The 15395-nt window shown below is 70.9% G+C and carries 12 protein-coding genes and 1 pseudogene; 5 read left to right on the top strand and 8 right to left on the bottom strand.

The genetic code is table 11. The features are described from left to right. Positions 1 to 87: 87 nt before the first annotated feature. The 5 genes and pseudogenes from ACIP4O_RS00945 to ACIP4O_RS00925 all read right to left on the bottom strand — a co-directional run bounded on the left by ACIP4O_RS00945 (position 88) and on the right by ACIP4O_RS00925 (position 7059). A complete protein-coding gene (locus ACIP4O_RS00945) occupies positions 88 to 846 on the bottom strand; it encodes a FadR/GntR family transcriptional regulator (RefSeq protein WP_401569935.1) in 759 nt (252 codons plus the stop codon). A gap of 231 nt (positions 847 to 1077) precedes the next feature. Then, entirely contained in the window at positions 1078 to 2727 is a 1650-nt protein-coding gene (locus ACIP4O_RS00940) for a long-chain fatty acid--CoA ligase (protein ID WP_401569933.1), read from the bottom strand. A gap of 1185 nt (positions 2728 to 3912) precedes the next feature. Continuing rightward, complete coding sequence (locus ACIP4O_RS00935) at positions 3913 to 4563, bottom strand: SigE family RNA polymerase sigma factor (protein ID WP_401573752.1); 651 nt, start codon at positions 4561 to 4563, stop codon at positions 3913 to 3915. 391 nt (positions 4564 to 4954) lie between these two features. Further along, positions 4955 to 5791, bottom strand: coding sequence for a glycoside hydrolase domain-containing protein (locus tag ACIP4O_RS00930; RefSeq protein WP_401573750.1), 837 nt, complete (start codon positions 5789 to 5791; stop codon positions 4955 to 4957). Between the two features lie 958 nt (positions 5792 to 6749). Continuing rightward, positions 6750 to 7059, bottom strand: a pseudogene (locus ACIP4O_RS00925) (hypothetical protein). A gap of 404 nt (positions 7060 to 7463) precedes the next feature. Here ACIP4O_RS00925 and ACIP4O_RS00920 point away from each other — a divergent pair. Next, on the top strand, positions 7464 to 8477 hold the full coding sequence (locus tag ACIP4O_RS00920; RefSeq protein ID WP_401569930.1) for a bifunctional DNA primase/polymerase: 1014 nt from the start codon (positions 7464 to 7466) through the stop codon (positions 8475 to 8477). A gap of 252 nt (positions 8478 to 8729) precedes the next feature. On the opposite strand, the gene ACIP4O_RS00915 is transcribed toward ACIP4O_RS00920, so the two are convergent. Further along, positions 8730 to 9593 (bottom strand): class I SAM-dependent methyltransferase, encoded by an 864-nt coding sequence (locus ACIP4O_RS00915; RefSeq protein ID WP_401569927.1) that lies wholly within the window; start codon positions 9591 to 9593, stop codon positions 8730 to 8732. A gap of 265 nt (positions 9594 to 9858) precedes the next feature. Next, the gene (locus tag ACIP4O_RS00910; RefSeq protein ID WP_401569925.1) at positions 9859 to 10578 is read right to left on the bottom strand and encodes a histone deacetylase; all 720 of its coding nucleotides are present in this window, start codon (positions 10576 to 10578) and stop codon (positions 9859 to 9861) included. A gap of 754 nt (positions 10579 to 11332) precedes the next feature. On the opposite strand from ACIP4O_RS00910, the gene ACIP4O_RS00905 reads away from it, so the two are divergent. The 4 genes from ACIP4O_RS00905 to ACIP4O_RS00890 all read left to right on the top strand — a co-directional run bounded on the left by ACIP4O_RS00905 (position 11333) and on the right by ACIP4O_RS00890 (position 14649). Next, positions 11333 to 11863 carry a DUF4365 domain-containing protein gene (locus tag ACIP4O_RS00905; RefSeq protein WP_401569923.1) on the top strand — a complete coding sequence of 177 codons (531 nt, stop codon included), beginning with the start codon at positions 11333 to 11335 and terminating at the stop codon, positions 11861 to 11863. Then, the gene (locus ACIP4O_RS00900; protein WP_401569920.1) at positions 11860 to 13011 is read left to right on the top strand and encodes a hypothetical protein; all 1152 of its coding nucleotides are present in this window, start codon (positions 11860 to 11862) and stop codon (positions 13009 to 13011) included. Before ACIP4O_RS00905 ends, ACIP4O_RS00900 begins: the two co-directional genes overlap by 4 nt. Before the next feature lie 146 nt (positions 13012 to 13157). Next, positions 13158 to 14033: an FkbM family methyltransferase gene (locus ACIP4O_RS00895; RefSeq protein WP_401573748.1), complete on the top strand. Its 876-nt coding sequence runs from the start codon at positions 13158 to 13160 to the stop codon at positions 14031 to 14033. Between the two features lie 40 nt (positions 14034 to 14073). Continuing rightward, positions 14074 to 14649 carry a hypothetical protein gene (locus ACIP4O_RS00890; protein ID WP_401569918.1) on the top strand — a complete coding sequence of 192 codons (576 nt, stop codon included), beginning with the start codon at positions 14074 to 14076 and terminating at the stop codon, positions 14647 to 14649. Here the strand turns inward: ACIP4O_RS00890 and ACIP4O_RS00885 are convergent. After that, on the bottom strand, positions 14625 to 15395 hold the full coding sequence (locus ACIP4O_RS00885; protein WP_401569915.1) for a glycosyltransferase family 2 protein: 771 nt from the start codon (positions 15393 to 15395) through the stop codon (positions 14625 to 14627). The genes ACIP4O_RS00890 and ACIP4O_RS00885 overlap by 25 nt on opposite strands.

Genomic DNA, 15395 nt, shown 5'->3' with positions numbered 1-15395 from the left:
TAGCGGCGGCCGGCGTTGTTTCACGTGAAACATGGAGGAGACCTCCGGAATCGTGGGTCTCCTCCATGTTTCACGTGAAACCGTCGTTTACGGCTCGCCGTCCGTGTCGTCCACCGGCTCGCCCGGTTCGTTCTTCACCAGCGTGCCGTGGAAGCCGCGGATGTGGCGTTCGGCGAGGTCGGCCGCGGCCGTCGCCTCGCCCGCGAGGACGAGGCGGAGCAGTTCGGCGTGCTCCGCGTTCAGGGCCGCGGCGGTGGCGGTCCAGTCCTCGGCCGCTTCGAGGGCACGCAGGATGAGAGGGCGGACGGACTCGCGCACAGCGGCGGTGAGCGTGGAGACGAGCCGGTTGCCGGAGGATCGCGCTATGGCGACGTGGAAGGCCGTGTCCAGTTCGTTGAACTCGGCCGGTTCGATGCCGGGTGCGCGCAGCCGGGCGAGCATGTCGGCGGCCTCGTCGAGGTCCTCCGGCGTCCCCTGCCGCGCGGCCGCCTCGAAGCTCGACCGCTCCAGGACCACGCGAGCCTCCAGAACGTCCTCCAGGCGGTAACTGCCGAGGCCGAAGTGGAGACGGAGCAGGCGGCCGAGGGCGTCGTCGGGGTTCCGTACGATCCTGGCGCCGGCGTCGGCGCCGCGCCCCGCGTGGGCGACGAGCACGCCGATCGTCTCCAGGACCCGCAGCGCTTCCCGCAGCGCGGAGCGCGAGACGCCGAGCGCCGGGGCGAGTTCGCGTTCCGGGGGCAGCCGGTCGCCCGCCTTGAGCTGCCCGGCGAGCACCTGTTCCTCGATGCTCTCCAGGACCAGTTCATGGGTACGCGCCTGCCGCACCGGTCGCCATTCCGCGGCCATGCGCACCTCCCCGACAGGAACCGACGTGAGATCTCCAATCTATGTCACACCGGGGAAATGGCCGGACCAATGGGGCGTGAGCTGCGGCACCGGGGGGGTGGGGGCGCAGGGGCGCCTCGTGCCGTACGCGGCCTCACCCGTACGCGGCCTCACCCGTACGCGGCCCTCACCCTTACGCGGTCCTGCCGCGTGACCGGCCGCTCCCGCCCCGTACCGCCGTGCCGCCGTACCTCACAGAACCGTGACGTCGAGCCCGTCCTCCGCGTACCGCGCCCGCAGCACCTTCTTGTCGAACTTGCCGACGCTCGTCTTCGGCACCGCGTCGATCACCGTCCAACGCTCGGGGAGCTGCCACTTCGCGACCCGCTCCGCGAGGAAGGCGCGCAGCTCGGCCGGGCCCGCCGCGGCACCCTCCTTGAGGACGACCGTCGCGAGCGGGCGCTCGCCCCACTTCTCGTCCGGCACCGCGATGACCGCCGCCTCGGCGACGTCCGGATGCGCCATGATCTCGTTCTCCAGCGCCACGCTGGAGATCCACTCGCCACCGGACTTCACGACGTCCTTGGCGCGATCGGTGAGGGTGAGGAAGCCGTCCTCCGAGATGACGCCGACGTCGCCGGTGCGCAGCCAGCCGTCCGGGCTGAACTTGTCCTCGGGCCGTACCGGCTCCTCGCCCGTACCGCCGAAGTACGCGCCGGCGATCCACGAGCCGCGCACCTCCAGCTCACCGGCCGATTCCCCGTCCCACGGCAGTACGTCGCCGTTCGGGCCGATGAGCCGCGGTTCGACCCCGGCGGGGAAACGGCCCTGTGTGAGCCGGTAGCGCCACTCCTCCTCCGGCGTTTCGGCGGTGGCCGGGGGGCGCGCCACGGTGCCGAGCGGCGAGGTCTCGGTCATGCCCCAGGCGTGACAGACCCGCATCCCGAGCCGGTCGAACGCCTCCATGAGCGCGGGCGGGCACGCCGAACCACCGATCGTCACCTGCCCGAGCGAGCTGACGTCGCGCGGCTTCGCCGTCAGCTCGGCGAGCAGCCCCTGCCAGATCGTCGGCACCGCGGCCGCGTGCGTGGGGCGCTCGGTCTCGATCATCTCGGCGAGCGGCGCGGGCTGGAGGAAGCGGTCCGGCATGAGCATGTTGACGCCGGTCATGAAGGTCGCATGGGGCAAACCCCACGCATTGACATGAAATTGCGGGACGACCACCAGACTCGTATCGCGGTCGGTGAGGCCCATCGACTGCGTCATGTTGACCTGCATCGAGTGCAGGTAGACCGAACGGTGCGAGTAGAGCACGCCCTTGGGGTCGCCCGTCGTGCCGGAGGTGTAGCAGAGCGCGGCGGCCTCGCGTTCGTCGAGTTCCGGCCAGTCGTACGTGGTCGGACGGCCCGCGAGCAGCTCCTCGTACTCGTGGACGCGCACTCCGGCCCCGTCGAGCACCGAGCGGTCGCCCGCGCCGGACACCACGACGTGCTCCACCTTCGGCAGCCCCGGCAACAGCGGCGCCAGAAGCGGCAGCACCGTGCCGTTCGCGATGATCACCTCGTCCTCGGCGTGCCGGATGATCCAGGCGAGCTGCGAGGCGGGCAGGCGAAGGTTGAGGGTGTGCAGGACGGCGCCCATGGACGGGAGCGCGAGATACGCCTCCACGTGCTCGGCGTTGTTCCACATGAGCGTTCCCACGACGCTCTCGCGGGTGACGCCGAGTTCCTCGCGCAGCGCGTGGGCGAGCTGAGCGGCGCGGTCGCCGATCTCCGCGAAGCCGCGGCGGTGCGGCTCGGCCTCGCCGGTCCACGTCGTCACGGTCGAACGCCCGTGAATCCTCCGCCCGTGCTCCAGAATCCTGCTGATCAGAAGCGGGGTCTCTTGCATCGTGCTCAGCACGGCGTCCTCCCGATGGGCGCTACGCGCCTGTAGGCAACGGCTCTGTCGTCTCAACGGTTCGTGGGGGGATGTGGCGGCCCGTGGGGGTCGTGGCCCGATTCTGCGCACATACCACGCGGTATGTCACTAGCGGCAGCCGATGGATTCACGGCACACGCGAAGACGGGGGGGTGGAGGGTGGGCTCTCGCGGTGGGTGCGGGGGGTGGGGTCTCGTGGTGGTGCGGGGGGGCTCGTGGTGCCGGGGGCGGGGGCTCGCGGTGGCGCGGGGGTTGGGCGCGGGGGCTGGCGGTGGCGCGGGGTGCGGGGGGCGGGGCGCTTGCGGGCGCGGCAAGGAGGGCCGGGTGGGCGGAGCGCGGAGCTCGGTGCGTGCCGACGAGCGCCAGGCAATGAGCGAGCCGGGCGCGGGCGCAGTGAGGCGAGAAGCGAGCGCGAGGCGGAAGTGACCACGAGGAGGAAGCAAGCGGCGCTCGGTAGCGGACCTCCTGAGCAGGCGCACAGGCCGAGCCCGAGCGCAGGTACGGACACTGAGACGGCGAGCAGCAGCCGGGGCGGAGCGCGCCGCTCGGGACGAACACCGCGAGCCGCCGGGGCGGAGCGCGCCGCTCGGGACGAACACCGCCGCCAGACGCCCGAGCGGGATGCGGGTTTCCAGGGCGCGAGAGCCGGAAGCCGCGAGGGGGGTCGCGGGCCAGGCGGCGTCGCGGGCCAAGCGGCGTCGCGGGCCAAGCGGCGTCGCGGGCCAGGCGGCGTCGCGGGGGCGACCCAGCGGACGGGTGGCACGGGGCCGCAGACGGGCCGGGCGAGCGGCACAGCGGACGGGTGGCACGGGCCGGGCGAGCGGCACAGGCCAGCCGAACAATCCAGCGGGAAAGCGACCCAGCGGGCAAGCGGCACAGGCCGCCGAGCGGCTCGGGCCGGGGCGCGCGGCACGGGCCGGGCGAACGGGCCGGCCGAGCGGTACAGGCCGACGAGCGGCCCAGGCCCGGCCGAGCGGCCCAGCGGGCGAGCGGCCCAGCGGGCGAGCGGCCCAGCGGGCGAGCGTCACTGGCCGGGCGAGCGCCGCAGCGGGCAAGCGGCACGGGCCGGCCGAGCGTCACGGGCCGGGCAAGCGTCACGGGCCGGGCAAGCGTCACGGCCGGGCGGGCGGCACGGCCGGGAGGTCGGCACGGCCGGGAGGTCGGGGCTCAGCGGATCAGGACTAGTTCGCGGTCCTCTCGGAGTTTGGCGAGGGCGCGCGAGACGGCGCTCTTGACCGTCCCCACGGAGACGCCGAGCACCTCCGCCGTCTGGGCCTCGCTCAGGTCCTCGTAGTACCGCAGCGTGACCATCGCCCGCTGCCGCGCCGGCAGCCTGAGCACCGCGTGCCACATCGCGTCGCGCACCGCCTGCGCCTCCGCCGGATCGGTCACGGGCACCGGCTCGGGCTCGGGAAGCTCCGCGCACGAGTACTCGTCGACGCGCCGCTTGCGCCACTGCGAGGTCCGCGTGTTGACGAGTGCCCGGCGCACGTACCCATCCACTGCGCCGTGGTCCTCGATCCGCTCCCATGCGGTGTACGTCTTCGTCAGCGCGGTCTGGAGCAGGTCCTCCGCGTCGTACGGATTCGGTGTCAGCGAGCGCGCGGTCCGCAACAGCCCCGCCCCCCGGGCCCGCACGTAGGACTCGAAGGTGAGGGAGAGAGCGGGGGCGGTGCGTGGGGAGCGGGCGCGGGAGCGGGTGCGCGCGACGCGGGGCTGAGGCGCGGCGGCCGGGTCCGGGGCCGTACGGGCCTCCGTCCTACGTGACTCGGTCCTACGGGACTCCGTCCTGCGGGCCGTCGCCGCGTGCTCCGCGATCGTGCGGGCTGCGGCGCGGTCGCGGTCCGCGGTGGTGCGGGACGGTCGGGGCGTGGACGGGCCTCGCGGGGGTGCGGAGGTGGCCGGGGCCGCGGACGGCCGGGGGCCCGCGGACGCGGGCACGGACGCCCGCGAGGACCGCGAAGCGGTTCGCGCCGGAGCGGTCGGTGCGGCGGCCGGCGCGGCAAGGCGCCTGGGGACCTCGGTCACAGTCATATCCCCCACGCTAGAAGCGCGGAACGTGTCGGGGATCGCCCGTAGGTCCCGACCGCCCGTCCCCCCTGGGGAGTAGGCCGGGGGGTCCGCACCACCTCCTGAAGGGGGAGGACGCACCCCGCACCCCTCCGGGTTGAGCCCCGCCCCCACCCCGTGGACCGAGCCGGGAGACGGCTCAGCCGAGGCTCGCGACCGGCGCGTCCACCTGGTTCCGGTCGATCGACAGCGCCCGCCCGCCGTACGTCTCCGTCACGTTCCCCTCGTACTGGTGGATGCGCCGCTGGGGTGTCCACGCCTGTGGCGCCAGCACCTCCGGCGCGTCGAGCGAGGCCCGTCCCGTCCAGTGCGCGAACCACATCACCTCCGGCAGGTCCGCCGTTCCGGCCCGCCGCTCCCGCTCCAACTGCGCCACCCCGGAATCCGCGCTGCTGTAGAACCCCGGTACGTATCCTTCCGCGGTGACCGCCCGGTCCCAGGCGCGCACGAAGGAGAGCACCGCCCGTGCACACTCCGTCCGCCGCTCGTCGTACGCCTCCACGTCCAGGTACAGCGGGCTGCGCGGCGCGATCCCCAGCGCCCGCGCGGCCCCTACCGCGTCGCGCCCCTCCTTCGTCCCGGTGCCCTCCGGGTCCTCGCCCAGGCGGTACTCCTTCTTGTTCGCGGCCTGCACGCAAGGCGCCTGCGAGCCGACGTAGAGCGGCAGCACCGACCAGCCCAGGCCCCGCACCTCCCGCAACCAGCCCGCGCTCAGTTCCGGTTGCGGGCAGGCGCGTGCCCGCCCGCCCGCGTACACGCCCACCGCCCGGTACGGCGAGGTCCCCCACGCCCGCATCGTCGCGAGGGGCGGCGCGGCGCACGTGTCGAAGGCGCGGCCCGTGAAGGTCGCGACCCCGCGCGCCGACCACGAGGGCCCGTCCGCGCCGAAGGCGGGAGAGAGCGCACCGGAGAGGAGAAGGAGAGCGGAACTCAGGACGCTCAGCCGAAGCGGGACCGATCCCGCGAGTCGTCGCATACGCATCCCCCGAGTCAAGGCGCCCCCCGCCCCTCCCACCCGGCGGACACACCCCACCTCGGGCCCACTCCCCCTTCTGCCCGCCGCCCACCGCCCGAGCGCCCGCGCGCGGGCCGGTCTCAGCCACCTCGACAGGCGCGCGAGGAACGTCGGCCGCCTTCCTCGCTCCGGCGGCACGCGCCCTGCCACCGTGCCCGTCCCACGCCCACCGCACGGCACCGGACAGGCCGCCCCGAGCAGTCCGCGCCGCGTTGGACACGCCACCGCGAGCCGTCCGCCTCACGGCACGCTCGCCGCCGTCGGCAGCCGGCGCCACCGCACGCGCGCCGCCCTCGACCGTCCGCCCCGCCCCACCCGCACCGCTCACGGCGGCGCCCACCGCCACCCCCCGCAGGGTGGCTCCAGCCGTGCCCCGGCCAGTCGACCGGAGCCTCCTACCGGCCGGACCGCCGTTCCCCGGTGTGGCGGTCGACGGTGCGGCGGTTCCCGCTGTGGCGATCCCCGGTGTGGCGGTCCGCGTGTCGTCGGTGGTGATCGTTTCCTCGTACGAGGCGCCCCTCGCCGCCCCGTACGAAGCTCTTTCCGGTTCCCCGGAGTTGTCGTTTCCCCGTGCCGTCCACTTCCGGTACCAGCGCGGTGTTCGGGTCTCCGCCCCCTGAAATCCCATGTCTCCCCCTGCGGGCCCCTCTCCCCCTCGGGCCGTTGTCGTCCCCCGGCGCGGTGCGCGCCATTCCACTGTTCTTCGTCCGTCGCGAGCCAGCGGCGTGCCCCCGCGCGCCGTGCCGGTCAGGCGTCCTCGTACTGCCTCAAGGACTCACGCAACATCCAGGCTCTCCGTGCGAGCCCTCCCCCCTCGCTCCGGGTCATCGACCCGTCTCGGGGCTCGCACCCCGCCCGGACTCGCTCCCGGTGGGCGTTCACCTCGGCCGTACCCCGTTGCGGTCCCACGTCCTCGCGACTACCAGGGGTCGGTGTGGTCGGCGGCCGGATTGGAGTCGTGCTGGCCGACGGCCGTGAAGGCGGAACCCTCTGCCTGGGCTGGATTGCTCTGGTTCGAGGCGCCGGCGCCCACGCGCTGCTGCTGAGTCGTGGACGCGTTGCCGAAGTCGTCGCCGCAGACGCCGGAGGTGCCGATCGTCGACACGGCCGCGTTCGACCCGTTACTCGCGACGGCTCCGTTGTCCGCCTGGGCGACGCCGGTGAACAGCGGCGGCGAGCGGCAGCGCGGCAATGTCGGCGAGGGCGCGGGCGGTACGGATGCTTGCCATGTCTTTCCTCCACTGACCGGGATGCCCGGTGCGGTAGGCGACCGCCCCGGTCCGCTCGCGGCGGGGCGGGGAAGCCGTCAACTCTTCTTGACGCCAGACCGGTTGTCGGCCGTTCCGGAGTGAACCGTGCGACGTCGTGTATCCAGAATTGCCCAGGTGACAGCCGTAAAACCAGCCCACGAGGCACTATTCGCCCGCACGCGTGACGGTCTCCGGATAAACCCCGACTGCCCCTGAAACACACCCGCCCGGAGTATCAGGGTCCCTCGGGGCAAACCCTGAGATCACCCCCGAGACGGGAGCGGCATACCTCCCACCGCGCGTGTCCGCCGTGCGCCGCGCACGCGCCGCTCCACCCCTCGCACGCCCTGCCCGGAGAAGAACTGGCGTACGAAACTGGGTCCATGGATCGCGACCCCACTCCGCTCGCGCTCGCCCTCGCCGCCGCTTCCCACGGCTACGCCGTCTTCCCCCTCGGCCGCACGAAGCGCCCCGCGCTCCCCTCCCCCCACCGCGCCCCCGCCTCTCCTCACTCTCCTGTCGCTGGTGCGTCCGGCCGGCCCCCTGAAGCACTCGCCCCGGCCCCCGGAGCACTCGCCCCGCCCTTTGGCTCACTCCCCGGTTCCGCCGCCCCCTGCCGAGGCGCCTGTGGGCTCCCTGGGCACGGCGTGTACGACGCGAGCACCGAACCAGCTGTGATCCGGGGCCTGTTCGCCCGCGCACCCCGGGCCTCCGGCTACGGCATCGCCTGCGGTGCCGCCCCACACCACCTGCTCGGACTCGACCTCGACACGAAGCACGGCGCCGATCCCCTGCGCGCCCTCGCGCTGCTCGGCGCCCGCCACGGCTTCGTCCTCCCGGCCACCGTCCGCGTCGCCACGCCGAGTGGTGGTGCCCACCTGTGGTTCTCGGCGCCCGCCGGGCTGACCGTGCGCAATTCGGCGGGCCGGCTCGCGCCGGGGATCGATGTCCGGGGCACGGGGGGCTATGTGGTGGGCCCCGGCTCCCGTACCACCCGCGGTGTCTACCGCTTCCTGCCCGGGGCTCCGCCGGGCCCGCCCCGCCCGGCTCCGGCCCCGGAGGCGCTGCTCCGTCTCCTCGCGCCCCCGCCTCGCCCGGTCCCCTACGCCGGCCGCCGGCATCCCGCCGGCCCGGAGCGCGCCACCGAGGCGCTGCTCCGCTTCGTCCGCGCCTCGCTGCCCGGCGAACGCGATACCCGCCTCTACTGGGCCGCCTGCCGTGTCAGCGAGCACGGTCTCGCCAGCCGGGAGCTCGCCGCGCGCCTTGTCGCGGCGGCCCACGCCACGGGTCTCCCGCCGCACGAGGCCGCCCGCACGGTCGCCTCCGCCTTCGCCCGTACCGCACCGCGCCTCGCACCCGGCAACTCGCGACCCGGAACGCCGGAACGCGCACCGTAAGGAGGCGGGCCCGCCGAGAGCCCCTTCGGCCCAGAGAGCCCGGCACAGGGGGAATCCACGAAGAGCGGAGGCCGCGCACAGCGAGAGCCGCGCACAGCGAGAGCCCGAACGGCAGAGGCCGCGCACGACCGGCGCCCGCACCGCGAGAGCCTCCAGGGCCCGGGCCGCACAGCCTCCCCCGCTCCGGACAGCCTCCCCACCCCGCGTCCTCCCCGGCCCTCGCGCCCTCGCCCTCGACGGCCCCCTCACGCCTCACACCCGCTCCGGCTCCGCGAACGTGTCCTCGCGGCGCCACACGAACACCTCGGTGCTGGGGAGGCGTTCGGAGAAGAGGCCGGGCGGGGATACCTCGCGGAGCAGGCGCCGCAGTTCGGCTTCGAAGTCCTCGCGGCGCGGGCCGAAGAGGTGCGGGGCGGCGGAGGAGTGCGAGAAGACCCAGGCCACGAGGTCGTCGTCCGTACGTTCCAGGGGCTGGCCGCCCGGCACCACGTGCCGCTCCGGGGCCGAGAAGCCCGAGCGCGCGAGCACCCCGCGCTCGCCTCCTGGCGTCCCCTCCGGCAGCACGCCCTGCCCCGCGCGGCGCACGGGGCCGAGGTAGCGCTGGACGAGCTCCTCGATCTCCTGGTGCGGCACGCCCGGGTAGGGCAGTCCCGCGAGCGTCCGCACCTCGTCCTTGAGGTCCGCCACGTGCACGAGCGAGCCGCCCGGTCGCAGCATTCCCCGCACCGTGCGGGCCACCCGTTCCTGGTCCATCCAGTGGAAGGAGTGGCCGAAGGTCGCCACCGTGAAGCTGCCGAGCCCGGCCGGGAGTTCCTCAGCCCGCGCCCGGACCCACCGCACCTTCCCCGTCAGTCCCGCGCCCGCCGCGCGCCGCCCGGCCTCCGCGATCATTCCCCGGTCCGGGTCGACGCCCACGACCTCGCGGAACAGGTGCGCGAGCCGCAGCGTCAGCGTGCCCGGGCCGCACCCCACGTCCACCAGGCGCCCGCGCCCGTCCAGGCGCAGCGCTCCCGCCAGCGCCTTCGCGAGCCCCGGCGCGTACGGCAAGCGTCCGCGCTCGTAGTACGGGGCAGCCCCCGAGAACAGCGTCTCGTCCCACTCCCAGCCGGAAACCACGCCCGTTACCTCACTCCATCGTCCGTGCTGTCGCCATGCGCTGTCATGCCGTCGTGCCATCAGGCAGTCGTGCCGTCAGGTCGACACGCAGTCGCGCCGTCATGCAGTCGCGTCGGCATGCCGTCGCTCGGTCCCCGGCGGTACGTGGCGACGGGCGCCGGGCCGCCGGGGCCTTGCCCAGAGCAACGAGCGCGTGGCCGAGGAGCGACGGCCCGGCACGCAGAGCGACCGGGAAACGTCCCGCACCCGGCCGGGAAACGACGCTCTACGCCGCCGCTGCCGTCGCCAGATACGCCCGAATCACGGCCGCGCTCCATGCCCCCGTCTCGCCCAGTCCCCCGGCCAGCTGGGTCAGATAACGCGTCGAGGGAGGGTTCGGCGCCACGTCGGCCGCCCGCCAGGGCGCGGTGAAGGTGAGCGCGGGCCGTCCATCGAGCGCGCCGAGGCAGAGCAGCGTCTCGTAACGTCCGGGACCGCACCGCACCGCGCGTTCCCCGCCCGCGAGCACCGTCTCCAGAGCGGGCCCCTCACCCGGTGCCCGGTACATCTCCTGAGCGGCCACGTCCGCGAACTGGTTCCGGCTCACGTCGTACGCCCGCGCCAGCACCCGCCCCGTACCGCGACCGACCCACCCCGCATGAGGGCCCGTCCACCCGATGCCGGAGCCCTTCGGCCCCGTATCCGAGTCCATCCTCCCCGGGCCCGAGTCCTCCGGCCGCTCGAAGAAAGCGCGCCCACCGCCCCAGATCCGCGATTCCGTCGCGAAGTACAACCGTCCCCGCAACTCCAGGGCCGCCCAAGCGCGCGGGGGTTCCGGGTCACGGCACCCCGGATGCTCCAGCGCTCCGCCTTCGGCCCGGCCGCCCCGTACGTACGCGAGAAAGCGGGCGAGCCTCATGTTGGAGCCGTAACTGACGTACCAGACCCGGTCGACAGCGCTCCGCGGAGCGCCCTCCCAGCAATCCAGCGTCCGCACTTCCGCCATGAACACCTCGCTTTCCTCGATGTTTCACGTGAAACATGCCCGTAAGTACGCGGTCGCTCCCGATGTTTCACGTGAAACATCACCCAAGTTCCGGACATCGCAACCGATGTTTCACGTGAAACAAGCACCCGGCGCCAAGGCTGAGCATGTCCCCGGCCGGTGGCCGGGCGGCGAGGGCGCTGACCGAGGTGATGCCTGCGTACCTGGCGCCCTTGAGCGGTGCGCGATGGCCATCAAGGGGTGCGCACCCGGGCCCTGGAGGCGTACGGTCACGGCCGCCGCGCGGTCTCTTTACGAGGAATGCCCCACCAGCCTCGCGGCAGAATCCCGGCCCGACTGCGGTCCGCTTTCAGACCCGGACCCTCATACCTGTCTCCGGCAGGGTCATCTACCGCCCTGAAGACGAACATGCCCGTCACCTCAGCCCGCCTCCGGCGAGCCACCGCCCTGAGCGCCGAACTCGTACGACGACGCCACGGACCCGAGCCCTCCAGCGAGACCTGGACTTCGGACTCGAAGAACAGAGACTGCGGGCCCCACGACTTCCCGCCTACATCGTGAAACACTGGTATGATAACAGCCTTTTTTAACACAAGGGTTCAAACTGCGCGCCGTGTCGATAAGCCAGCCCACTGCGACATACCACGCGAAGAGTGCAGGTTCGCATTCGGTGCGTGCTGCCCCCATTGCGCTGAGTACTCCTCTTCAACGACCATGGCCCGACAAGGCATGGACAGCGGCAAGGGGGCGTTGCGTGGCCGGGTTCCAGAGCGAGGTTTGGCAAGGCCACTTCGCGGAAGGGCTTGTATGGGCGCTCTCTTGCGCTGCTGGATTGAACCCTGGGAAACGAGCCCTAGACACGGATGGCGTAGACATCCAAATAGGATTTCCCGGCGCCACCGGCACCATGCGCTACCCGCTCATTGAAGCGCAGGTTAAGTCGTGCTGCAATCCCAGATACGTAGGTGACGCGTTCTCCTACTCGATTCCTGTCAAGAATTACAACGACCTGATCGGACGCGTAGGAGTAGACCTGCCAACCAACCGCTACCTGTTCCTAGTGCACACTCCAGCCACAAAGGCCGATTATGTAGTCTCGACTCACAATTCGAATAATTTCCAACATGCAATTTACTGGGTCAACATCATGAGCCACGACCCAATCAACCCCGAAGCGCAATCCACAAAGGCAGTACACATACCCCGACAAAACCTGCTAACTGTTGAGACTTTGACGCAATTGGTCACGGGCGAGATTCACGAGACGAGAGAAGCGGTGCGATGATTGAGCCCGGTGGATATCAATTCTCGCAGGCCAGTGATCCAGGCCGCATCACTCTGTACCTTATGGCCAACGACTGGGTCTCACATCAGGAGCCCGGTGGAGTTCTGTGGAGCACCCAGGACGAAGCTTATGAGGTGTTCCTCCCCCGCCACCGCCAAATGCGCGGCTACGACTCTCATGTTGCGACGCTTTTGAAGACGCTCTCTGTGGCCGAAGGGCGCAGTGAGGCAAAGATCTCACTGGAGATCTCGGTATCGGATGCCGATGTGCATTACATCCACACCGACCCCGACGCGGAGCCGGGAACGACGCCAATCGAAGAGGGTGTAAAAGCCTTTGAAAGCCTGCGGCAATGGGTTCTCTCGGGTGCAGTCCTGACTGCAACCCCCCAACCGAGAGTCGTGCAGCCAGCTCGCAAGCCCACTAAGGCGCTCGAATTCATGAGATCAGTCCGACTTGGCCCCACCTTTGAAGGCAGTTATATCCTTACCGCCTACATTCCCGTATCTGGCCGCAATAGTCAGACCGAAATCGAGGTAGATGACCCTCTCGTAAGGCAGGCCAGTCAGCCTTTCGAGCGATCTGTCTCACTGAAGCTTAGAGAAGCAACAAAGGAAGCGATCGGAGCCGCAAGCGAAGTACTTCAAGATAACAACGGAATCGAGGCATTCACCCGTCGCGCGGAATGTGGAGTTAACGCAAATCTCTGCGAGGCGCTAGCCGGATTCACTACTAAGGAAGGCGGGCAAGCAAGAATCGACGCTACGTGGGCGCTATCACGTCCAGTGACATCGACAGCTCCCATCACATTGAGTCGAGATCAGGTAGGCGTTCTGCGCGATGCAGCAAAAGAAATGCGCGCCGCCGCGCCAGAAGATGACGTAACGATCGTCGGCGCCGTTGTCCGACTGCACCGAGAAGGAGCATTTGGAGCTGGAGAGGTTAGCATTGCCGGCATCGTTGAAGGCCAATCAAATAGCCGCCTACGCCGTATCTGGCTAGATCTGCCTGAAGACGACTACTCTCTCGCCACTCGCGCGCACGATATCGGAATAACAGTTGAAGTAACAGGAAATCTAGAGCGCCGCGGCAACAGATCCTTGCTCCGGAATCCCTACAATTTCAACGTCCGCCCCGATTCTGCATGAGGTAGCATACTGGTCTGCGCCATTAGAAGCAGGGTGCTTCCAAAATCGCCGGAGATGACGGCTTATCTGGAGAGCTTCCACTAGGCAGAGCAGGAGACGGGGCGTTCAACTTGAATACCCTCACCGCAAGGGCCGCGCGGATTTACGTGCGACACGCCCCCGGCGTTACTGGCAAGCCCGGCGTCGTTGACTCCTACCTCAATGGCCTTCTTTGTACCTTTCCTCGTCGACGCCAGTGCCGCACCCGCGTCGGCACTCGGTTCAACATCGACACCCGCGACCTCATCCAGCGGTACATCTACATGTTCGGGATGTGGGAGCCCAACCTCACCAAGTGGCTGAGCAGTCGGCTCAAGCCCGGGGACGTCTTTGTGGACGTCGGAGCGAACATCGGGTACTTCTCCGCGCTCGGAGCTCGGCTCGTTGGGCCACGTGGTTCCGTCGTCGCCGTTGAAGCTTCCCCCGCATTTGCGGAGTTGCTGCGGGCGAACCTCCGGCTCAATCGCGCCGACCACGTGCGCGTTGTCCAACAGGCCGTCTCCGATCGAGAGGAGACGCTCACTCTCGTGCTCGCCAGCTCCGCCAACATGGGCGCGAACAGCATCGTTCCGTACGACGGGCCCATAGAGGCGCGGCACGAGGTGCCCGCCTCGCCTCTCTCCTCGCTGCTCACCCTGGACGAGGTACAGCGGGCGCGCGTGATCAAGGTTGACGTGGAAGGTGCCGAGGGGAAGGCCGTACGAGGGCTCGCCCCGCTCCTCGGCAAGCTCCGCCCCGACGCCGAGGTCACCGTCGAGGTCACCCCCTCCCGCATGTCGGAACTGGGGGACTCCGCGACTGAGTTGCTCGGCACCATGGCCGCCGCCGGCTTCCACCCGTACCGCCTGCCCAACGACTACTCGCCGGGCTCGTACCCCGCCGCCGTGCGCGCCCCCCTTCCTCCGCTGCGGCGGCTGCGCGGCGAGGTCACCGGGGAGTCCGATCTCGTCTTCTCACGGGTGGATGCCGACGTCCTGCTCTGAGACCATGCGCAAGTCGACGTCGACACGGGGGAGTCGCGGGATGGATGTGGTCGGGCAGGTCGTCACGATCGGGGCCGTCGTGATCGGGGCGCTCACGACGCACCTCACGAACCACATGCTGGAGCGGCAGCGCGTCCGGCACACGCTGCTCACGCGGTGGGACGAGCGGAAGTTGGAGACGTACGCGGTGTACATCGACGCCGTGCGGACCTGCGTCTACTCCGCCGTCGCGCTCTACGAGGCGCGTACCGGCCTCGCTCAGTCGCCGCACCCGTACGACCGCCTCGCCGAGCATCTGACCGACGCGGAAGGCGCCCGGAGCCGGGCGTTCGAGCGCGTCATGCTCCTTGCCCACGAGAACGTGATCGAAGCCGCGCACGCGGTCAACACCGCGACAAAGGCGGTGGACTGGCAGGCGCGCGGGACGACGGACGGGCCGCTCGCCGAGTGGCGCGAGCTGAACCGGGACGCCTTCCGTGCCATCAACGCCTTCCACGAGGCGGCCCGTGCCGACCTCGGCGTGCTCGGGGTCTTCCAGGGCGCGGACCACTCGGCCCGCGCCCTCATCCTTCCCGAGAGCCGCCGCGACGGTCAGACCCCGGCGGCCGGGGAGTAGGTCCACCCCGTCGCCGCGAGCGCCGCCGCGCGCTCCGCGATCACCGCCATACGCGCTTCCCGCTCGGTCGGGTCCGTGTGCGTCGAATCGCTCGTGACCTGCCCCGGCCACTTCCGATAGAGCAGCCCGGTCTCGGCGTTGAACCAACCCGCACTCACCGCGCTGAGCGCGAGGAGGAGCCCCGTATCCTCGCTCGCGGGCAGTGCCATCCAACCGCCGACCGCGAGGAGCAGGTCCCGCCGTACCGCAAGCGTCGCCGGGTGCACGGACGCCCGGAAGTCGTGCGTACGCCAGTAGTCCAGGACGCTGCCGCGCGCCAGTTCCCCCGCGGGCGGGTCTCCCTCGAACCCCACGGTGCTGCCGTCCGGGAGCAGGTCAAGAACGCGGGACGTCGTCCACCCGACGTCGGGTCGGCGTTCGAGCGCCTCGACGTCCCGGGCGAGCGTCCCCGGCGGTAGTTGGTCGTCCGCGTCGAGCACCTTCACGATCTCGCCGCGCGCCCGCGCCAGCCCGAGCGTCCGCGCCATCGCGGCCCGGCCCGCGCGCCCTTGCCCGAAGGAGACCCGGCCGTCGTCCGGCACGTACGGGACGACCTCGTCCGTCTGGCCGTCCTCTTGTACAACCCATTGCCAGTCCCACCCGGCGGGGAGTTCTTGTGCCAGCAGGGACTTGTAGGCGTCCGGGAGGTGGTGCGCGCCGGGCGAGTGCACGGCCGTGATGACAGAGATGGTCTTCAAAGGGGTCAC

The organism is Streptomyces sp. NPDC088923 (genome assembly GCF_044749745.1).
Lineage (GTDB): Bacteria > Actinomycetota > Actinomycetes > Streptomycetales > Streptomycetaceae > Streptomyces.
Note: the sequence above shows the minus strand (reverse complement) of the source record. Positions and strands in the feature narration are given on the sequence as shown.

What these genes read in the sequence shown, in the direction of transcription:
- ACIP4O_RS00910 (WP_401569925.1), bottom strand. Translation starts at nt 10,578, where the DNA reads ATGGCGGAAGTGCGGACGCTGGATTGCTGGGAGGGCGCTCCGCGGAGC.
- ACIP4O_RS00945 (WP_401569935.1), bottom strand. Translation starts at nt 846, where the DNA reads ATGGCCGCGGAATGGCGACCGGTGCGGCAGGCGCGTACCCATGAACTG.
- ACIP4O_RS00890 (WP_401569918.1), top strand. Translation starts at nt 14,074, where the DNA reads ATGGATGTGGTCGGGCAGGTCGTCACGATCGGGGCCGTCGTGATCGGG.
- ACIP4O_RS00930 (WP_401573750.1), bottom strand. Translation starts at nt 5,791, where the DNA reads ATGCGACGACTCGCGGGATCGGTCCCGCTTCGGCTGAGCGTCCTGAGT.
- ACIP4O_RS00920 (WP_401569930.1), top strand. Translation starts at nt 7,464, where the DNA reads ATGGATCGCGACCCCACTCCGCTCGCGCTCGCCCTCGCCGCCGCTTCC.
- ACIP4O_RS00900 (WP_401569920.1), top strand. Translation starts at nt 11,860, where the DNA reads ATGATTGAGCCCGGTGGATATCAATTCTCGCAGGCCAGTGATCCAGGC.